Here is a 19,223-nt window from a genome sequence, read left to right as displayed (position 1 = left end):
ATGGTATCGAGAACTGCATTTTGAAATAAATCTTATGTGCTACGTCAAAAGCAGAGCAGTCTTAGGTCTTACACCAGAAAGATTTAGTCAATTTTAAAATAATGTTTAAAAATATCTTTAGTTTGGTTCATCCATACATGCCATTCATGATTGGCACCTTCTTCTCTGTTTACTTTTAAACGGTAGTTTTTAGCTTGCAAAATGTTAATCATGGGTACATCTTGGCTTTCGGTATCTTTACCAGTACCATAGCTCAAATACATATTGAGGTCTAAGGTTTCTTTAGTATTATAATCAGTATAAATATCTGGACACGGGTGATAGGCTGGTGACTGCATAATCACATTTTTAAAATAATCAGGAGCCTCCATTCCTGCGAAAGCAGCAAACAATCCACCAAAGGAATAGCCCATAATACTGCGTTCAGTTCGTTCCTTGCTCACAGGGTAGTATTTTTCTATTTCCGGAATCAATTCGGTAGTTACAAAATCCACATACTTTTTATTGCATAAATAATATTCTTGCCTATGATCAATACTCGGATCTTGGTAATCGCTCGAATCCATAAACACCAAAGCTACTGGCGTTATTTTTTTATTGAGTATGAGTTTATCTATAGTTTTTACAAATGACTTATCCTTTACATACTGTTGTCCATCGGCTAAATACACTACCGGTAAACTTTTAGTAATGTAGTTAATATTGGGTAGGTAAATGCGATGTTTTAGTGTTCGGTTTAAAATGTTGCTTTCGACTAGCAATTCTTCAGAAATATTTCCTTTTAGTTGGCTGCTAATGGTTTGTTTATCTAATTTTAGCAATTGCTCATTATGCAATCCCTGGTAAGGTTCTTCTTCTAAATCATAATAACTATCTCCTGTATAATATTGTAATAGTTGTTTGCAATGTTTTTTATAGTCTTTTACTTCTTTTGAAGGAATTTTAACAGGCAATGCTATAATTTCTTTACACAATTGAATAATTTGTTTTTCATTTCCTGTGGCCTCATATACTTTTAATAAGTCCATTCTAGGTTCATACCTAAAAGGTTCATTCCCTATATTTTCTTTAAAAAGCGCACTTGCGCGTTCAAAATTTTGTGTGTTTAAATAAATGTAGCCTAGGTGTCTTCCTAATTTTGGCGCTTTATTAAATACATACCCCTTTTCCATGGCTTTAAGTCCTTGATCATAATTGCCTAGGTTGTATAAATAATAACCTTGATTAAAAGTGGCGTAGCCCTTTTTAAAAAAGTCTCCATAAATTTTTTGTAATTCGGTTTCCGAAACTTCTCTTTTTTTATCATCGGACAAGTTGTAAAAAGCGTTTAGTTTTTTGCTATGCCTTACATCTTTAAAAACTACGACCAACAAAAAAACTGAAGTACCAAAAATTAAGAGTTGACTTATTTTTTGAAAAAAAATAGGTATTACCAAACTGTGTTTTGATGTTGGAACACAAAGTTGAATGCCAATAATACCCAAAATAATAAATAGTGGTATTTTTATTATGGGCATAAAAAAAGCAGCTATTACTAAACATAGTAACAATGCAATACCAAGCTTAGCATATATATCTGATCCACCAAAGTATATGGCGTACCCAATTATAAAAAGGACTATAAATAGACCAACAAATCCAAGCTCATAAGCTAAGTACAAATAATCATTAAATGTATCAAAGGCATAATTCCCTAATTTTACTTCGCTCCAAGGTCTTTTAGTTTCATTAAAATAAGTTGTTTTAGCGCTATTGTAACCTCCTTCAAATGAAAATAGCCCATGTCCTAAAAAAGGTTTTTTTAAAATTTCTTGACTCGTAATTTTTGCAATTAGCAACCTGCCATCTGCAGAATCTTTCTTAAAGCTATACAAGTTAATTATCCCATAAGCAATTATTGCTGTAAATACCATAGCAATTAAAAGAGCTATTTTTTTTGAGATCACATTAAAAAGCTTTTTTAAAACCCCACTACTTACCAAAAGATAACTAAATCCCGTTAACAATACTAACCATGAAGTCCTTGATTTAGATAATATAATAGGAAGCATTAAAAAGCAAAAAACAAACAAAGCTATAATTCGTTTTTTTTTGTTTTTTGTTTCAAAACACAGCAAATACCATGATAGCAAAACAGCTCCAATACTTAAAAATAAACCTAAATAATTAGGCGAAGTAAACGTACCTGTTAATACAAAATATTCATTTTTTGAAGGCAAAATACTCTGGTATTGTAGTAAGCCTATGAAGGCCTGTACCACACAAACACTAATTATAGCAAATACAATCCAAAGTAGGTACTGGGATTTGATTTTAAAAGCTTTGGATATATTGTAATAAACAATAATATAACCAAGTAACTCTAAAAATCGCTGACTTGTAAATCCATTAAATGATGTTGAAAAATAGAAAAATCGAATACTAAGATACATAGCTAAACAGCCAAACGACACATCCAGCAGACTAAAGCTTTTTTTTATAAAAAAAGAAGAGCATATACTCCAAATACCTACTGTAATTAGCCAACTATAGTAATTAGTTATAAAGCTAAAATTAGGTATTACTGTTGCTACAATAACAAGTATTAAAAATAAATGATCAAGTACTACCGATTTTTCATTTGTAATTAAAGTTTTCAAAAAATAACAGCATTTAAATTTGGGTAAATATATAGCAATGAATCTTATAAAAGAATGCTTGTTTTTAAATTTAAAACGATCAAATAGAAAAGGAATACCTACAAAAACTGACGTTTTTATTTTTTTTAAGCTTTAATTAAGGGGTACTTACCAAAAGGTATGCTGTAAGAATTTATATATAAAAATAGCAACTTAACAATCGTAAACATCTATTTTGTAGTTACTTAAAAATTCATTATTTATTTTACTTAAGTATTTGTTAATTTCAAAAAAAGACTCCTATTTTTAGGAACTACATATTTGAAGTTATTTCCTATGAAAAAAATTGTAACCACATTATTCTTTTTGATTTATTTTATTAATGCCAATTCACAACAATCTATTGCTCCAAAAGATCCAGCCTTACGGTATAATTTGGATAAATATGGTGAACGCCCGATCAAAATTAAACCTCAACCTTTTGGTCGAAAACGTTATGGAATTTTTTTATATAAACAATTGAAATTTGAAGAATCAACTTCATCATTTATTGATGAAGTGATAGACGCTTACAAAAATCAATTTCCACAAGTCAGTACATCTTTTTGGAACAAGGTAAAGCAAGAGATTGATTACAAAAGAGTTGAAAAGCATACAATAGCTGCGCTAGCAAATAATAATAGTATAAAGGATCGCTTTGAATTTGTTAAAAAATATAATATTACAAATCAAAACGATGTATACTACACTAAAGAATTTAAAAGATCTAATAAAAGTCTTAATGAAGAATTATACAAAGTTGGAAGAAAATTAGGTGGATACCTAAACAATAAGATAATGAGTTTAATTATAAGTGAATTGAAATAAAATTCAGTAAAACATAGAAAAATCAAGTCAAAATGAATTCAATTAAGCAAAAAATATTCTTTGTATTTACTGCATTTCTCACATTAAGTATAAATGCTCAAAATACAGATTCAAATACTTGCGATTTTAAAGTAAATGAAGCTAAAATTCTCCTTACAGGATCAGATGTAATTCTAAAAAACGAAACTAAGGCAATAGAAATTTTATCACAATGTGCTAATGATGGAAACCCTGAGGCTTTATACATTATTGGAATGTTGTACAAAAATGGTCACATTTTTGAAAAAGACACAAAAAAAGCTTTTTCATACATTGAAAAGTCTGCTTTACAAAATAACCCCAAAGCTACATGTGAGCTAGGAATACTTTACAAAGATGGCATTGGATGTAAATTAAATTTTAATACTGCAATTGATTGGTTTCGAAAAGCCTACGATTTAGGAAATCACAAAGCTTCCTACAGCCTAGGTTATTTGTATTTTAAAGGTTTTGGAAATATTGATCAGGATTATGCTAAAGCAATTGAATGGTTTAAAAAAAGTGAATACCCTATGGCTAAACACTTTCTAGGCATTTGTAATTATTTTGGTTACGGTTTACCTGTAGATAAAGATAAAGCTTTTGAATTATTTTTAAATAACCCTAAGGCTTTAAAAAGTGAAATACTAGCAACATTTTTAGATATTGATTCTGACGAATTAAATACTAACAATACGCTTATTGATAAAGAATTAAGTACTGAAAGGCTTAATGAAATAGTAAGTATCACTGCTGATAATGAAAATGAAAAAAAATATCCTCAAATTATTGACAAAAATCAATTATTAGGAAAATGGACTGGAAAATTAGTAGAACTAGATTGGTCTGGTTCTATGATACTCAGAAATTTAAACTCATCCCTAATTTTTAATAGTAATGAAATTACTAACGATCTAAATTACCAATTAATTGTAAATGATAAGACAACTCATAATGATGGAATATTGTTAGATAATAATTTCTATTTAAATAAATCTGAAATAGACTTACCAAAAGTATATCAAGATAGTGAAACTAAATTTAATTTAAACTACAACATACTATCTATAAATGATATAGAAATTAAAGAAATTAATAAAATTCGTTATCTAGTTGCTAATATTGAAACAAAAATTACTGATTGGAATGAACCAGGACCACCAATGCTATTAGTATTAGGAAACACCAAAGCTTTAACCGATAATGGACAAGAAATAGATTTAAATTTAATCGAAGCTTTAACAAAACTTAAAGATGATAGTTTTATCAAGCTATACCCTAATCCATTTAAAAATGACCTATTAATACAGTATGATTTATCTGAAGATAGCTTAACATCAGTAGAAGTATATAGCTTTAGTGGACAGTTTACTCAAACTATTGTTACTAATGAACAACAAAAAGCAGGTAAACATATATACCATGTTGATGGATCAACATATCCGCAACAAGGCTTATATGTTGTTCGAGTTACTAGCAATGATATTTTACACACAAAATTGATTATTAAAGAATAGAAAAGATGATAAAAACTAATAAAATTAAATCGATACTATTATTTATTGTCTTAATCTACTCTGCTGTATTTTATGGACAAGGTTATAATGAATCAGGTCAATCCCCCTTAGAGTCAGCTGAACAATATGCCAAAGAAAATGGCATTCCTTTTTCTATTAATAATGGACCTATAATATATCCTAATGCCTTATTTACTGGAGATATATCAAATGTTTCTATAGGAGCAAATGGTGAGTATGGTGTGGGTTATTACGAAAAAGGAACGGGTCACAAAACTTGTTTTTTATGTTATACCGATGCCAATCAACGAATAGGTGCACATAAGGGTGAAGTTACAGGTAAACCAAGGTTTTCAGTACTTCATATTAGATTACCTAAATATAAATTTATCCCTTATGCTAACCAAAGTGCTATTGATAATGCTTTTAGGGATAAAGAAAGGTTTCAAGCTGCAAATGGAATTACTAATCAATTTAACTTGGAAATTGATAGGTTATCTTCTATTTCAAATAACTTATTTGAACGAGAAAGAGGTGCTGAATACTTTAGTGATGCATTGTCAAACGGATGCCCTAAATGCATCAAAAAAACTAGAATACCAGTATTGGATGATAAAGGTAAAGAAGCTTTTACGGTATCGTTAAAATTTAAAGAGACTTTGACGGATAATGAATCTCATAGCAATTGGATAAAAGCAGGTGTTAGTGACACCAGTGTAGAAATTATTGATATTGGAAAAAAATTAGCCAAAAAAGCACCAACACCTCCCAAAACTCATAGTTTAGGAAGGGCAAGAAAGCCTATCGAAAATATAAATCGAAATAAAGTTATTGCCGATTTAGAAAAAGCAATTAAGAATGAAGAGTTAAAGCTAAACCAAGATTTAGTTGCTGAGGCCAAAAAAAAACTTGATGATTTAATTACGAATCCTCCATCTTTAATAGCGAGTAAAGAAGTTCATAGGGAATACCTTAAAAAAAGTGCCATAGCACTTTCTCAATTTAATACAAGCGTATCCAAACATCAAAAAATTGTTTCTGCTATTGAAGTGGCTTCGACCAATGCAGGTTTAACCCCACCTGAATACTCAGTAATGAGTAATGAAAACAATAAAATTTTAAAAAACGGGAAAAATGTTGATTATAATTGGAACAATTTATCTGCTGCTAAAGAAGCTGAAGTAACTAAAAGTGCTACTTTTTTAGAAATATTTAAAGAAGTTAAAATTACTTTAAGCCAATATTTTCCTAAAAACCAAAATGAATGGAATGCAATTGCTTCCATAATGGCTCCATTATTAGTTGAGGTTGGATTATCGGCAATACCAGGATCTGAGATTATTGATATTGTTCGAGGAATTAATGAAGAAGACTATGTTGCCATAGGCTTAGGCGTAGCGGGACTTACTGCTACTATTTTTGGAGGTAAAATTATAAAAGTATTAGGGGTATTTGCTAGGCAATTAGCCAAAACTTTTAAAATTGTAAGGGTAATTGGCAAACATTTAAAAACAACACAAGCATTACTTGATAAAGGTTTTAAAATAGCTACTGAAACTGTGGGGGCGCTTTCTAGCAAAGTTGTCATATTAAAAAAGAGAGCAAATGGTACATTTACTAAACTTATCTCTGGAGATCATAACGTAAAAACTTTTTTCCATAGAATAACTTCAAATGGAGATAATGCTACTCAAAAAATTATAACAAACCTTGCGGATAAAGTTAATGATGCTCAAAAAACTATTTTAAGTAGGTTTAAAGATAATATTGCAAGTGCTTCAAATGCAAGAAAAGGTAACTACGGAGAGATGGCTACAGATTTAGATTTATCTGAAAAAGGTTTTATACCTTTACACAGACGGATTAGTAACATTGATGAACCAGGTCATCAGGGTATTGATGCTGTGTTCGAAAGGAATGGGAAATATTTTATTGTAGAAAGTAAATTTTCAAAAACAACAATTCCATCCTTAAATTCAGCTAATCGAAAAACTGGTTTACCTAAACAAATGAGTGATGATTGGATAAGTCAACGAGATTACGAAAGGCTTAGAGATGTAACACCAAGTTTAGCCGATGATATTATTGATAATGGTTATACAAGAGTTATAGCTACTCACGGTCCTAATGGTAAAACTATTTACAATGAGATTAGTTCAACTGGTAAAATTGTTGACCGATGGTATCCTTAAATAATTATATATGAGAGATAATTTAAAAAATGAGACATATTTTTTTTCTTTTATTAACGAGAAACAGGAATCTATCAATAAAAGAAATAGAAAACTTGAAACTAATTCAATTAAAGAAGATAGAATAGTTCCAGTAAAAAAAGTAATGTCCTATACATATTGGCAAATAGCCAATGCTAAGTATTCTTTAGGTACAATTTCTTTTACTGAACTTCAAGCAGATTTATCTAAGGGTATTACATTATTACACGAATCTTTAATTAATAATAATGGGAAAGTACATGTTAAGGAAGATATTTATAGAGATCAATATTATGTTAATATCTATCAAGAAATATTACAAAATATTTCACTTACATGTTTATTAAATCAAAATGATCAAGATTTTGGTACAATAGTTGGCATTATAGATAGAGATAATATCAGTGATAATTTATTGGAATTTATTATAAAGTCAAAGTTTAAAAATAGAAATAACAATCGCCCTGAGGAGTATGATCAAAAACATTCAATTGTTTTAAAAGTGTACGATAAACTTCGTAAAGCTATTGAGCAAAAGGATAAATCAGAGGCTTCTAAATTAGTTAAACAATTTTTGGAAGAAGATTTCTACAACGAACATTCTAATTGTTATGAACTTCAAAACAAAACTTACAATGCCTACTATGGATGCTGGAGTTTTGAGGCCGCAGCAATAGTTAAAATTATGGGATTAGATGATAGTAGTTTTATTGATAACCAATATTACCCTAAAGATTTAGTGCACCCTATCAAAGAAAAAACTAAAAAGAAAGGCTTGTTAGGTAAATTAGGTTTCTAAAGTATACTCTTTTTTTAAAATAATTGCATAAACCAAAGTTTTAAAAAGTTTTGATTTTAGATATAACACAAAAAAATAATGACAAAATACAGCTTACTACTCTTCTTTTTTATTGGAACAATAGCACATGGACAAGAATATGTAAATGCATCTGATTATGTATATGCTATATTAAAAATTAAGAAGCCGATTGAACACAAAATCATAGAATATACACAGAATGTTGCTAATGGATTAGGTCTTCGCAAGACTAACAGCGAAAGAATAGCTATCGTAGAATTATTTGAAAAGGGTAAAAAGGAAATAAATAAGTTTCCTGCTTTTAATAATAGTACAGCCCTAAAAGAAGAAGTACTCCAATACTTCGAAAACATTCAAACACTTTATAATAATGAATATCAAGAAATAGATATTCTTAGAAGCAATATTACTTCTGCAGAAGCCTATGGAAAATATATGGGCTTAGAACTAGAAATTTATAAAAAATCACGAATCTATAATAAAGCTTATAAAGAGGCCGAAATAAATTTTGGGAATAGAAACAATATAGTTCTTTTAAATGATGGTTCAGACCAAACTCAAAAGGGAAAAAAAATCAATGAAGTACTCCTATACAAAAATAGACTGCAGACCTTTTTTTATAATATGTATGTTTTAGATACAAAAATAATGAATGGCTTACGTGATTATGAAAATCCCAATAAACTAGAAGAAAATAACAAAAAACTAAAATCAGTAATTAAAAATGCAGAAAGTCAAGTATCTAAATTATCTGCCTTTGATAAAGATAATCTTTTAAAAGAAAAGATGACAGCTATTATAACTTTGTATAAAAAACAGTCGGAAGAAAATTTTTCTAAAGTAATTACCTACCATAAGTCAATAGATGAATTAGATAAGTTGGGAAAAAAGTTGAAAAGTCTATCTCAAGAAGAACTTACTCAGGAAAAAATTAAAGAGTACAACAATCTAGGTGAGCAAATTATGGAAGATAAAGAAAACTATGGTAATTTGTTAAGTCAAATTCAAAAGATTAAGACCACATCAACGAAAGATTGGAGCTTAGCAGTGAAGCAATTTATAGTCAAACATGTTCCTGACAATTAAGGCGATTTTAAAAAAAATACGTTTTTCAAACTTTTACATTTTCATAAGTTTTAGGTTAAAATAGCAACCTAATGAAGCAAATGTCATCACCAAAATAGGTTTGTGTAAAGAAATATAAAATTTTTCACCTTTTAAAATGTCGACGGTATACCCCATACAACTAATAGCCAAATTAATTACCATATAAACAATTAATAAGCCTATCCGATCATGCTGATATGATAGATAGGAATTGCATTCTGTTTCTATACACGGCATAAAACAATAGTTATAGGGAAAATAGAAGTTTAAAAAGCTTTGGTTTTTTTATTTAGGAGTATGCTACTCTGAATACGTTAAAAAAGAGAGTTAATGGAAATAATACTACAATTGTCTAACCTATTCTTTATAAAAACATTAAAGTTTAGCCTTTTAGTGGCCACTAAAAAATAAATAAACAATCCCCCTATTAAAAACAAACATATTTATGAAATTATTAGAAAAAGTAAGGCCCTGGGCTGGTATTATCGCTTTAATAGGTATTGGAGTTTCGATGATTATGGATCCAGATATGGCTATGGCTATTGAAGTGACAGGTCGCAGGCAAGGTGTCAAGTCATTATTAAAAGCTATTTGGGGCTTACCTGCGGGATTAATTATGGTGGCAATTGGTGGTGTTTTAGGCTACTTTCAAGTAAAAAAGAAACCGGAGGATAGATCTGTGGAGTAGTTCAAGGTGTTGCTAATGAATTTGTAAACCGAAGTTTTAAAAAGCTTCGGTTTTTGTTTGGTTTTAGGAGTATGCTAATCGAGTTTTAGCATCTCTGATATAGGTGTCAATAAGGTCAAAGAGAGTTTTCTTTTTGTCATCGCCTAATAGTTCCTCCACTGGGCAGAAATATTAAACTTGTATACCAATTAAAATAGTTAATATGGTTTATAGACATATTGGGACAGGTTATGGACATATCTAGAAAATTGAATTTAAAAATAGATTTTTCAAGTGATATTTTTCGTCAAATAACAACCCAATTATCAATAATTTATACTATTAAAGAAACTCATTATAACTATAAAGAATAATTAGTGGTACAACCAAAAAATTCAAGGCATACCTTGTCACCCTTAACTGCAATTAAGATAAAGTAGAATTGTATTATGGATTAACCAATATGGATTTAGTCAAGCGCAATACTTAATCGGACACAAAGGAATTTACTCCATAGAACACTTCAGATTAAAGGACATTGAATATTTATATAAACAAATACAAAAATTCCATCCGCTTGGGTAAATATATATTATAATAGATATATTTATCTTTGTATATAAATTTAAAAATAAGCATTATGGATTTACAAGCAGACATCCAATGGATACAGAAAGAACTTAGTGAGGTAAGAGATCCTAATCTTATTGAGGCTTTTAAAAACTTATTGAAATACCGAATTAAAAATAAGTCAAATACTATTGACCTAGAACTCTACAACCAAGAGTTAGAAGCTTCAGAAAAAGAGATTGAAGAAGGTCATTTTCATACACAAGAACAAGTACGAAAAATTGCTAGTCAATGGGGAAGGAAATAATTTGGTCACCTACCAGCTTAAAACATTTAGAGGAAATACATCAAGATATTTTAGACGTTAGTAAGTCCCTAGAAGCTTCAGATCGAGTTGTAAATGATATTTTAGATAGTGCTGAAATCTTAAGTACACAACCTGAAATTTATACTTTAGACAAAAACAAACACAATAATGACGGGAGTTACCGATCTTATCAGATCAGAAATTATAATGTTGCTTATAGAGTTATTGAAAAAAACATAAGAATTATTAGAATGCGTTTTGCTGGAAAAGATGCTCGTAAGTACTAAATAACTAAGTGAGTCGGCTATCGCCTTCAATCTATTAGTATTACACCAGCCAAAAAGGGCTTTTGTAATACCGAAAGGTCTCGTAGTTATCACCCTACAGCAAAAACTTTTTATTAGCCTACGTTCGACGTACTGGATAAAAAAGCTTTTGCTGTCCTAGCTTTATTTCTTTTCCTTGTGGGAGGAGTTTTTAAAAACTACTTTTAAATTGTTCCAAAAAGCGGATATCATTTTCGTAAAACATACGAATATCCCCAATTTGGTGTAAAAGCATAGCGATACGTTCAATACCCATCCCAAAAGCGAAACCAGAATATTCTTTAGGATCAATATTACAGTTGGTTAATACATTTGGATCAACCATTCCGCAACCACCGATTTCTAACCAGCCGGTACCTTTGGTAATTTTATAATCTGTTTCCGTTTTTAATCCCCAGTAAATATCAATTTCGGCGCTAGGTTCTGTAAAAGGGAAGTAGGATGGTCGTAGACGTATTTTACTTTTTCCAAACATTTCTTTCGTAAAATAAAGCAAGGTTTGCTTCATGTCGGCAAACGAAACATCTTTATCAATGTACAAACCTTCTACCTGGTGAAAAATACAATGTGAACGCGCCGATATATCTTCGTTACGAAAAACCCTTCCAGGTGAAATAGTTCGAATAGGAGGTTTGTTGTCTTCCATATAACGTACCTGAACCGATGAAGTGTGGGTACGTAGTAATACATCGGGATTAGTTTGCACAAAAAACGTATCCTGCATATCACGTGCTGGGTGATATTCTGGTAAATTTAAAGCCGTAAAATTATGCCAATCATCCTCAATTTCTGGACCTTCACTTACATTAAAGCCAATACGCGAAAATACATCAACAATCTGATTTTTTACCAATGATATTGGATGACGAGAACCTAAAGCAATCGGAGCTGCCGGACGTGTTAAATCTCCCCACTCATTTTGAGTAGATTCTTGATTTTCTAGCGAGCCTTTTAATTCAGCAACTTTAGCCTCAGCAGTATTTTTCCAAGCATTTATAGTTTGTCCAAATTCTTTTTTAAGTTCGTTAGGAACAGTTTTAAATTTGGCAAAATAGTCTTTTAAAAGTCCTTTACTTCCTAGTACTTTAATACGGAACTGTTCAACTTCGTCAAGTGTTTTGGCTTGAAAATCTTCCGCTTCCGCTATATATTTCTTTATTTCGTCTATCATTATCGATGTTCACTTTAAGCGGTGCAAATTTAGAAAAATAATGGCGAACTATAAGTAGTTGTACGATGAATCCTTGTTTTTTAAACGGCATTTTATATTAGAACTTCGTTATGAGTATTGAAAGCTCAATAAAATCGAGTAGTTTCTTGATTTCAGTACAGCATCGTTATGATTAAATCAAAAAATGTAGCAAAGCCTTTGATTTTGTAGAGATTTCGATATGGAATAGATTTTTTAATGGATAATTCGGGTTTAAGTATAAATTAGAGTAAAGTTAGTTGTGGATAGCTTGGTTTGGGTTTTATACTTATGTTTACACGCTAAAATCACCTGTTCAAATAAGGTTCATAGCTTGTGACTAAGTGTAGATAACTAAATTATCGCTAAATATGGGGATCAACTCTTTATTTCTTCATAAATTTGTATCCCATATAAATGTAAGTCTAATGATAGCACAAAATATTTTTTTAGGATTCATAGGAGCACCACAAATCATTCTTATTGTTGTAGTGATTTTATTACTTTTTGGTGGACGAAAAATTCCTGAGCTTATGAGAGGACTTGGAAGTGGAATTAAAGAATTTAAGGATGCTTCTAAAGAAGACGATGATAAAGATGAAAGTCCTAAGTTAGATTAACTTACCTCTTTTTTTTCTGTAAATAAGACAATTTTCTGAGCTAGAATTTGAATATTATTATTAATATTGATAAAAAGTATTCATTGTCTAATTATTGCAAATTAATAGCTGCTACAATCATCTTAGTGTTTAGTTCACAGCTACGAGTATGCGCACAAATTAAAGTAAGCGAAGAGTTATTTACTGTTGAGGAACTAGTGTCAGATGTTTTAATAAATATCGGATGTTCTGGATCAAGTGTGTCCAATATAAGGTATACCAAAAATAGAGATTTAAAAGGCATTGGTTATTTTACTCAAAATGGATCAGATTTTGCTTTTGAAAGAGGTATAATTTTAAGTACAGGAAGCGTGTTGGATGCCGAAGGACCAAATACCATTTTTGATAGTGAAGGGGTTGATGAAGAAGTAGGGGATAGAGATTTAGAGAATGCACTCCCGACTGTTGCAGCAGGATCTACAAATGATGCTGTTTTTATCGAATTTGATTTTGTACCAACAATTAGCAGGATAAATTTTGATTTTTTATTAGCCTCAGATGAATATGTGAAAGACTTTCCCTGTAATTTTGCCGATGTTTTTGCTTTTTTGTTGACAGATAAAAATGGGAAGACAACAAATTTAGCAGTGATTCCTAACTCAGATTTGCCAATTTCAATTACAAATATTCATCCAGACATTATATTTGATGGTGTGTTGTCCTGTAGAGCAGCCAATGAACAATATTTTGATAGATTTAATAAAATTGGAGAAGGAGCTACCAGCTATGCAGGTAAAACCAAAGTATTTACCGCTGTTAGTGATGTGATTCCTAACGAAAAATATAGCATTAAATTAGTTTTAGCCGATGATACTGATGATGTTATTGATACGGCAGTTTTTTTATTGGAAGGAAGTTTTGATATCAGCGCTAGTCTTGGAGATGATTTTACTATTGCTAAGGGAAATGCACTTTGTGGAGTAAATAGTTATTTGTTAGGGGAAGAGTTTGTAAACCTTAAAGGAGTTTTTGTGTGGGAAGAGTGGGATGAAGTTTCTGGAACTTTTAAAGAGATTAAAAGAGGTGATGAGTCCACTTATTTGGTTACAGCATCGGGGACTTATAAAGTTACTTATATTGAAAAATCAAATTGTACTTTTGATGATACTGTTACCGTTGAGTTTGTTGAAGCGCCTGTTTTTTTAGAGAAGCCTAATAATATTGTAATGTGCGATGCCGGAAATGAAATGGCACTATTTGATATGACACCTGTGAGCAATGAACTTTTGAAAAATGGAAATTTTAATGCGAGTTTTCATAACACACTTGATGATGCGGAATTAGGAGTAAATGATTTAGGATTAAAAATTGAAACTAAAACCACCGAAGTTTTTGTAAGACTCGAAAATAAATTGCAGAATTCCTGCTACACGACAAGCTCTTTTATGTTGAATGTAATGCCAGTTACAATTAGTCAAGGTAGGAATTCAGTTAATGGTTTTACTAAAAATCACAAAGTTTGTGTGAATGCTAATGGGGAATTAATTTCACCCTTACTACTCGGAGGAAGTTTTCCAGGCGTGAATGATTATGTATGGGAGAGTGATTTTGATTCAAATGTAGCGGCAAATACATCAAGTACGTATCAAATTAGTGCGTTAACCAAGCCTACTCAATACGTATTAAAGGTGGTTTCTGCGGATAATAGCTTGTGTTCGATTATTGAATATCGTACTACGGTAACTCCAATAGGCATACCACTTGATTTTACATTAAAAAGTGAGTCGCCTATATTTTCAAATCAATTTACAATCTCAGCTCAAATACCCGAGGCTTCAATTGGTAAAGATGCTTATTTATATCAATTAAATGATCAAACTCCACAAGATTCAAACACATTTAATAACTTGCCAAGCGGAAATTATACGGTGAGTGTTTTAACAGCATCCGATGTCGGGTTATGTAGTGATATTTTATCAGCATCTATTACGTTGATATCCTATCCCCGAAGCTTTACGCCTAATAATGATGGGATTAATGATTTTTGGAATATAAAGCAATTAAATCAAGAGCCTTTTGTGATTCATATTTTTAATCGCTATGGTAAATTGCTAAAAAAGATTGATACACAAAGTGAAGGCTGGGACGGAATGTATGATAACAAGTTTTTAGCGGCCGATGATTACTGGTTTACTTTAGAATATAGGTTACCAGATTCTAAAAGTGATAATTTTGAAGTACTAAAAGGACATTTTGCACTATTACGATAAAATGATAAATACCTCCTCTATTTTTTCAATACAAACACCCACAGCGTTCAAAAATGTATGTTTAGAGGTGTTTAAATACCAATATGAACATACTATAGTATATCAGCGATTTTGTAATTTATTGGGGGTTTCAAAAAAATCGGTCAAGGAGTTGTCTCAAATTCCTTACCTCCCTATTGAGTTTTTTAAAAAACAAAAAGTGTTGGTTGGTAATGCCGAAGCTCAACTAGTTTTTTCAAGTAGTGGAACCACAGGCCAGCAAACTAGTAAGCATTATGTGCCCGATATAAAGTTGTATCAAGAAAGTTACTTGAAAGGTTTCTATTTTTTTTATAACAATATCGAAGATTATTGCGTATTGGCACTCTTACCAGCGTATTTGGAAAGAAAAGGCTCTTCATTAGTCTATATGGTTAATGATTTAATTCAAAAAAGTAAGCACCCACAAAGTGGTTTTTATTTAAATGATTTAAAAGCTTTGGTAAATACGTTAAAAGTGTTGGAATCAAAAAAACAAAAAACACTTTTAATAGGTGTTTCCTTTGCGTTATTGGATTTAGCAGAGCAGTTTTCACTAAAATTAAAGTACACTACTGTTATGGAAACCGGAGGAATGAAGGGGCGTAGAAAAGAGATGATTCGGCAAGAATTACATCAGCAGCTTCAAAATGGATTGGGAGTAAATGAAATCCATAGCGAATATGGGATGACAGAGCTGTTGTCACAAGCATACTCCATGGGAAATGGGGTGTTTACTTGTCCTCCCTGGATGCGAATTACTACTCGGAATACAGAAAATCCACTTGAACCTGTTCCTTTTGGAAAAACCGGAGGAATTAATGTCATTGATCTGGCAAATGTGCACTCTTGTAGTTTTATAGCTACACAAGATTTAGGTAAAATTTTTGAAAATCAAAGTTTTGAAATCTTGGGACGCTTTGATCACAGTGACATTAGAGGATGCAACCTTATGGTTTTCTAGTGTTTATTTTAAAGTATTCATAATAATATAACATTTTTTTTTAGCTTATTCTTTGTAAGAAAATATTTGGGTAATCGACCTATAAAAAAAATGGAATAATGAAATCAGTCTTAATAATTTTAACAATTTGTATGAGTGCATTGGTAAATGCACAAACAAAATTTTTGACAAAAAAAGGTTTTGTAGCAGAAGGTTATGATGTTACTGAATATTTTAATGGCACTGCTGTAGAAGGTAATAAAATGTATAGTACTACTTATGAAGGAGCAAAATTTGCTTTTAAAACCGAAGCAAACAAAGCAAAATTTGAAGCAGCCCCTTTAAAATACTTACCTCAATATGGGGGGTATTGTGCGTATGCATTAGGTGTTAAAGGTGATTTAGTGAGTATTGATGCGGAAACTTTTGAAATACGTGACGGGAAACTATACCTGTTTTATAATTCATGGGGAATGAATACACTGAATAAATGGTTGGAGGAAAATCCAGAAGAGTTAAAAGAACAGGCAGATGATAATTGGGAAAATAAACTACTTAAAAAGTAGATATTTATTAAAATATTAGCTTAATTTTTGTTAAATTAGTAATATATCATAAATAATAGTGGAAAAATCTTTTTTGTCCTAAAAAAAATCCTCATTTAGCATGCTAAATGAGGATTTTTGGATTAGTAGTAATTCTTATCCATGAATTGTTATTATTTAAAACTAAGAATAAAATAATTCTTTTTACCACGTTGTAATAAAATGAATTGATTGTTGATTAAATCTTTTTCGCTCAATTCATAACTATCAGTAACTTTCTCCCTATTTACAGAAATAGATTTTTCTTTTAAAGCACGTCTCGCCTCTCCATTAGATTTTAAAAAACCGCTTTTTTCAGACAGTGCCGAAATAATACCTAAATCAGATAATTCCGAAATGGACATTTCGTGTTGTGGAACTCCTTCAAAAACATCTAAAAAGGTAGTTTCATCTAGCTTTTTTAAATCATCGGCTGTTGATTTACCAAATAATATGCTCGATGCAGCAATGGCATTATCTAAATCTTCTTTTGAGTGCACAAGTAAAGTGATCTCTTCTGCTAATCTTTTTTGAAGAATTCTTGTATGTGGTGCTTCCCTATGTTCGGCAATCAAACTTTCAATAGTTTGTTGGTCTAAAAAGGTGAATATTTTAATGTATTTTTCAGCATCTTCGTCACTGCTATTTAGCCAATATTGATAAAATTTATAAGGCGAAGTTCTATTTTTATCTAACCATACATTTCCTCCTTCGGATTTACCGAATTTAGAACCATCTGATTTTGTAATTAATGGACAAGTAATGGCATAACCTTTTCCATTGCCAATACGTCTAATAAGTTCAGTTCCTGTGGTAATATTTCCCCACTGGTCACTACCCCCCATTTGAATAGTACAATTACTTGCTTGATATAATTGTAAAAAATCATATCCCTGTACTAATTGATAGGTAAATTCGGTAAAGGACATCCCATCGGCAGTTTCGCCGCTCAGTCTATTTTTTACAGAATCCTTAGCCATCATATAGTTTACGGTAATATGTTTACCTACATCTCGAATGAAATCTAAAAACGAAAAGTTTTTCATCCAATCATAGTTGTTTACCAATTCGGCGGCATTGTCGGCTGCCGATTCAAAATCTAAAAACTGAGCTAATTGGTTTTTAATCGCCTCTTGGTTATGGCGAAGAGTAGCTTCATCTAATAAATTTCGCTCTGCCGATTTTCCTGAAGGATCACCAATCATTCCCGTAGCGCCACCAACCAAAGCAACAGGTTTGTGTCCGCATCGCTGGTAATGGCTTAATAGCATTATTGGAACTAGGTTTCCAATATGTAATGAGTCAGCAGTTGGATCAAAACCAACGTAGGCTGCACGCATTTTTTCTAGTAAGTGCTCTTCGGTACCAGGCATAGCATCGTGTAGCATTCCTCTCCAAGTAATTTCTTCAATAAAATTTTTAGGCATCATTTATTTTTTTCAGAACCAGCGCAAAGATAAAAAATGCCAGTAAAAGCACCGGTTAAATTCGCAGGTATTAGAAATAACAATTTCATTATATATTCCCTATTTTTACAACATAGTTACACAGCAATAGCCAAAGCATGATATTAGTTACGGGAGGCACAGGATTAGTAGGTGTTTATTTACTTATGGAATTGGCTAAAAATAGTGCACTTCCCATTAGAGCTACTTACCGAAGTTTGTCAAAAAAAGCCGCTGCCGAGCAAGTTTTTAAAACATGTAATACCAATACCGATTTTTTTGAACATTGGAAGCGTATTGAATGGATTCAAGCGGATATCACTGAAATACCAGCGCTAGAAAAAGCTTTTGATGGAGTAACACAAGTGTATCATTGTGCGGGGTTTATTTCATGGAATGTTTCTGATTTTGATCAGTTAAAAAAAGTGAATATTGAAGGTACGGCTAACATGGTTAATCTTTCTTTGAGTAAAAAGGTTGAAAAATTTTGTCACGTAAGTAGTATAGCTACGCTAAATTTAAACCCAGGAGAAACCATTTTTACGGAAGCATCCCAATGGAATCCTGAAGCTGAAAATTCGGTTTATGCCATAAGTAAATTTGGAGGCGAAATGGAAGTGCAACGTGGCATGCAAGAAGGTTTGCCTGCTGTTATTGTAAACCCAGGGGTAATTATAGGGGCAGGTTTTTATGCATCGGGTAGTGGTGAGTTATTTGCTAAAGTAGCTAAAGGAGTTCCGTTTTATACCACTGGGAAAACAGGTTATGTAGGTGTTTGGGATGTGGTTAAACTAATGCATGCATTGATGAAGACGGATAAATTTGGAGAGCGTTTTATTCTAGTTTCTGAAAACATTACCGGAGAATATGTGTTAAAAACTATAGCAAAACTAATTAATGCTAAGCCGGCCAAAAGGAGTATTGCAAAAAAATGGGTGCTTATGTATGCTTATATGCAACATTTTTTTAGTGTGATTTTGAATATAAAACCAAGCATTCCATTGGAGCTGGTTGATAGTTTGTATACCGCTTCTGTTTATGAAAATAAAAAGATTGTTAATGGCTTAAACTTATCGTTTGAAAAAATGGATGTAGTTTTTAAAAGGGTGGCTTTGGATTTTTTGAAGTAATACCAATGGATTTAA

Annotated in this window: 16 protein-coding genes; 13 read left to right on the top strand and 3 right to left on the bottom strand. The window is 31.3% G+C overall.

Annotation, left to right across the window (positions count from 1 at the left end):
* Window positions 1–83 precede the first annotated feature (83 nt).
* Complete coding sequence (locus tag KQA_RS0205700; RefSeq protein ID WP_010178992.1) at window positions 84–2,639, bottom strand: alpha/beta hydrolase-fold protein; 2,556 nt, start codon at window positions 2,637–2,639, stop codon at window positions 84–86.
* Window positions 2,640–2,954: 315 nt separating this feature from the next.
* On the opposite strand from KQA_RS0205700, the gene KQA_RS0205695 reads away from it, so the two are divergent.
* From KQA_RS0205695 to KQA_RS0205660, 8 genes are all read left to right on the top strand, one after another.
* Window positions 2,955–3,485 (top strand): hypothetical protein, encoded by a 531-nt coding sequence (locus tag KQA_RS0205695; RefSeq protein WP_010178991.1) that lies wholly within the window; start codon window positions 2,955–2,957, stop codon window positions 3,483–3,485.
* Between the two features lie 32 nt (window positions 3,486–3,517).
* Window positions 3,518–5,020, top strand: a complete 1,503-nt coding sequence (locus KQA_RS19510; RefSeq protein WP_010178990.1) for a T9SS type A sorting domain-containing protein — start codon at window positions 3,518–3,520, stop codon at window positions 5,018–5,020.
* Between the two features lie 5 nt (window positions 5,021–5,025).
* The gene (locus KQA_RS0205685; protein WP_010178989.1) at window positions 5,026–7,212 is read left to right on the top strand and encodes a hypothetical protein; all 2,187 of its coding nucleotides are present in this window, start codon (window positions 5,026–5,028) and stop codon (window positions 7,210–7,212) included.
* Window positions 7,213–7,222: 10 nt separating this feature from the next.
* Window positions 7,223–8,032, top strand: a complete 810-nt coding sequence (locus KQA_RS0205680; protein WP_010178988.1) for a PoNe immunity protein domain-containing protein — start codon at window positions 7,223–7,225, stop codon at window positions 8,030–8,032.
* A gap of 78 nt (window positions 8,033–8,110) precedes the next feature.
* Window positions 8,111–9,139: a hypothetical protein gene (locus tag KQA_RS0205675; protein ID WP_010178987.1), complete on the top strand. Its 1,029-nt coding sequence runs from the start codon at window positions 8,111–8,113 to the stop codon at window positions 9,137–9,139.
* Window positions 9,140–9,605: 466 nt separating this feature from the next.
* A complete protein-coding gene (locus tag KQA_RS0205670) occupies window positions 9,606–9,848 on the top strand; it encodes a hypothetical protein (RefSeq protein ID WP_010178986.1) in 243 nt (80 codons plus the stop codon).
* 619 nt (window positions 9,849–10,467) lie between these two features.
* A complete protein-coding gene (locus KQA_RS0205665; RefSeq protein WP_010178985.1) occupies window positions 10,468–10,704 on the top strand; it encodes a hypothetical protein in 237 nt (78 codons plus the stop codon).
* Window positions 10,689–10,991: a type II toxin-antitoxin system RelE/ParE family toxin gene (locus tag KQA_RS0205660; RefSeq protein WP_010178984.1), complete on the top strand. Its 303-nt coding sequence runs from the start codon at window positions 10,689–10,691 to the stop codon at window positions 10,989–10,991. Before KQA_RS0205665 ends, KQA_RS0205660 begins: the two co-directional genes overlap by 16 nt.
* 190 nt (window positions 10,992–11,181) lie before the next feature.
* Here the strand turns inward: KQA_RS0205660 and pheS are convergent, their stop codons facing one another.
* Window positions 11,182–12,201 carry a phenylalanine--tRNA ligase subunit alpha gene (gene pheS / locus KQA_RS0205655; RefSeq protein ID WP_010178983.1) on the bottom strand — a complete coding sequence of 340 codons (1,020 nt, stop codon included), beginning with the start codon at window positions 12,199–12,201 and terminating at the stop codon, window positions 11,182–11,184.
* A 446-nt stretch (window positions 12,202–12,647) separates the two neighbouring features.
* Between pheS and tatA the strand changes: the two genes are divergently transcribed.
* From tatA to KQA_RS0205635, 4 genes are all read left to right on the top strand, one after another.
* Complete coding sequence (gene tatA / locus KQA_RS0205650; protein WP_010178981.1) at window positions 12,648–12,839, top strand: twin-arginine translocase TatA/TatE family subunit; 192 nt, start codon at window positions 12,648–12,650, stop codon at window positions 12,837–12,839.
* Window positions 12,840–12,922: 83 nt separating this feature from the next.
* Window positions 12,923–15,088 carry a T9SS type B sorting domain-containing protein gene (locus tag KQA_RS0205645; RefSeq protein WP_157366600.1) on the top strand — a complete coding sequence of 722 codons (2,166 nt, stop codon included), beginning with the start codon at window positions 12,923–12,925 and terminating at the stop codon, window positions 15,086–15,088.
* Between the two features lies 1 nt (window position 15,089).
* A complete protein-coding gene (locus tag KQA_RS0205640; protein WP_010178977.1) occupies window positions 15,090–16,070 on the top strand; it encodes a LuxE/PaaK family acyltransferase in 981 nt (326 codons plus the stop codon).
* Between the two features lie 131 nt (window positions 16,071–16,201).
* Window positions 16,202–16,615 (top strand): YHS domain-containing (seleno)protein, encoded by a 414-nt coding sequence (locus KQA_RS0205635; protein WP_232285858.1) that lies wholly within the window; start codon window positions 16,202–16,204, stop codon window positions 16,613–16,615.
* A gap of 152 nt (window positions 16,616–16,767) precedes the next feature.
* Here the strand turns inward: KQA_RS0205635 and tyrS are convergent, their stop codons facing one another.
* Window positions 16,768–18,060 (bottom strand): tyrosine--tRNA ligase, encoded by a 1,293-nt coding sequence (gene tyrS / locus KQA_RS0205630; protein WP_010178973.1) that lies wholly within the window; start codon window positions 18,058–18,060, stop codon window positions 16,768–16,770.
* Window positions 18,061–18,197: 137 nt separating this feature from the next.
* Here tyrS and KQA_RS0205620 point away from each other — a divergent pair, with 137 nt between their 5' ends.
* Window positions 18,198–19,208, top strand: a complete 1,011-nt coding sequence (locus KQA_RS0205620) for an SDR family oxidoreductase (RefSeq protein WP_010178971.1) — start codon at window positions 18,198–18,200, stop codon at window positions 19,206–19,208.
* Window positions 19,209–19,223: the final 15 nt, after the last annotated feature.

The organism is Aquimarina agarilytica ZC1, from assembly GCF_000255455.1.
GTDB classification, from domain to species: Bacteria; Bacteroidota; Bacteroidia; order Flavobacteriales; family Flavobacteriaceae; genus Aquimarina; species Aquimarina agarilytica.
Note: the sequence above shows the minus strand (reverse complement) of the source record. Positions and strands in the feature narration are given on the sequence as shown.